The 2,253-nt window shown below is 38.3% G+C and carries 3 protein-coding genes; all 3 read left to right on the top strand.

The window, feature by feature from the left end:
- The coding region (locus ABWO04_RS11270; RefSeq protein ID WP_353079786.1) for a hypothetical protein at positions 1-189 on the top strand (189 nt) is incomplete at its 5' end.
- Between the two features lie 99 nt (positions 190-288).
- Entirely contained in the window at positions 289-1,365 is a 1,077-nt protein-coding gene (locus tag ABWO04_RS11265; RefSeq protein ID WP_353079785.1) for a hypothetical protein, read from the top strand.
- A gap of 333 nt (positions 1,366-1,698) precedes the next feature.
- On the top strand, positions 1,699-2,253 hold a 555-nt coding region (locus ABWO04_RS11260; protein ID WP_353079784.1), incomplete at its 3' end, for a hypothetical protein.

The following is a 2,253-nucleotide window of genomic DNA, read 5'->3' as shown; positions in this document are numbered from 1 at the left end:
TGGCAAGAGGACAACGACAAAACAACAGAGGACAATGGTAAAAGTGGTTCTGCCAAAGCAACACCATCCAGCCGTCCCGAAATCTACGTCCTTGACGAAGAACAAGAGGGGGAAGAAGAAGAAGAAGAAGAAGAAGTTCCACTCAAAGTCAAAAAACCCAACAAGCAAAAGGCCGACAAAAAAAAATGAGGTCTCAGGTGGATCCCCTGCTAAAAAAGTCAGCTTTTGGGTGTGTTCTAGTATTGGGCAGGTGGGAAAGAAAAAAAATAAAAAATCTACAAAAAAACATTGAAAACAAATACTAATACACTTGCCTGTTGCCAATTCGAAATAATAAAACAATTTAAAAAAACGTTTGTTTTACATCTTTTTTTGTATTATTTTTTATTCTTTTATCTAATCAGATCGGGAACGGGAAAATCGAGTTTACTAAAACATTTGGTGGAATCGGTCCACTCAGATCGGGCAAACAACCGAGGCAACTCTGCAAGTGCCAAAATTAAGCACTTGTACTTGCTCAACGTCAAAGCGTCAGAGTCCAAAGCCTACACAAAGTATTTTGAGGACGTTACCATGTTAGATTCGTTTGACAAACTAAAGTCTACCCAAAAGAATGCACTCATTATTGTGGAGGATATAATTAACATGTCAAAAAATGACGAAAAACTGTTACGGACAGCTCTTAATTACGACGCCCACCACAAACGTCAAAAAATTTTCTGCGTTAGTCACTCGATTTATAAAAATTCAATTTGGTCCCTGTTGTCTTTTTTTCACTACATAATTTTTACTAGCGCCCCCTCAAATGTGCCCGTCCTTCGATTTACTTTCAACTATTTTAAAATTGAAAAACCTCAATTTGAGGATTGGCTAAAAGAATACCTAACTGTTGGCCAGGGCGGCAAGAAAGGCACCTACTTTTATTTTGACTGCGTCAAAATGACCTTCAATGTGTCCGAAAACACACAATTTACAAAGAAAAAATTATTGGGCACCCTGGGAGACGACAGTAAAAATAAGCCTGAAACTAATTTAGTGGGGAGCGAAGAGCACAGAAAAAAATTGCAGTCAAAATTTGAAACTTTAATTGAGTCTTTCGAGTGTCAGGCCCAGGCTATAGCCATTTTTTCTATTCTGGTCAATTGTCTAAATTCCAATTTAATTAGAGAACATGACTTGTCATTTGCCTTTAAATCGTCTCGTCACAAGCACGTTAGCATTAGATTTTCGCTTGTTGACTATATAACGTCAATGCTTACAAGCGGCGCTCCAGTAACGAAACCTCTGTTGGCCTTTCACAATTACGTTAAATCGTACTGTCATATACCTGTCATTTTTTATCGAAACCAGCTGTATAGCAAATAAAAAATGTATAAAAAGGGGGAGAAAAAACTAGAATCGCCTCAGTCAATCAGTCAGACCATCTATTGAAACAACACCAACAACAATGTTGTGTCGTAAACATATTTTTCAAAATTCGGCCGAACAACAGGCTATTGCGGCCAAGCTGCATCACACGTCTCGTCAACCGCCCATGAGCGGTGTCTTGACCAGAGAGGACAGATATTGGCTTTTTATCAAAAAAATTCAGGACTTACAAAAGGTAAATAAATGACTTGTCGATATATATTTACATTTTGTTATGTTTGTACTAAGCTATTTTTTGTTTTTTTTTCTTAAAAAAAGGGACTACAAATCATGAAATGGCTGATTGACTCGGGCGTTGGAACCTACATCATTCCAATGATCATGATTTACCTCAATTTGGACGACTTTGCTGAAATGGCTGCAGCTGCTACAGTCTATTCACTGGACCTGACCCCCTATTTAAAAAATTCGCCTGCTCTGACGAACACCGTAATCTTCAAAAATCATTTTCAACACTTGTCAGACGGCAAACAAGATCATCCCATCATTGACTTTAATCGATTGTGGCAACTATCAACCGACGAATTATTAATCGAAATTAGAACTCTAAATTTGACCTGGAAACCGTTGTACAAAACTGACATTATTATGCCCTTTTTAGTCGAACGTTGCGTTCGAAAACCGCTAGTGTCGTTCAATCCCATTTTCGAAGTTATGGCTTTGGTCGAAAAAACTCATTTTTATATTTTAAGTTACGGCGGATATTTACGAACTGATCGTGGTCAACTAATTTACGCCGAACAAGTAGGATGCGATCAAGTATCGTTCCTGTCGTGGAATCCGACAGGAACCTACTTGTTGGCTTGCTTTGTCCCTACAGGCATG

It is taken from the genome of Flavobacterium sp. (assembly GCF_040382755.1).
In the GTDB taxonomy this organism is placed as follows: domain Bacteria; phylum Bacteroidota; class Bacteroidia; order Flavobacteriales; family Flavobacteriaceae; genus Flavobacterium.
Note: the sequence above shows the minus strand (reverse complement) of the source record. Positions and strands in the feature narration are given on the sequence as shown.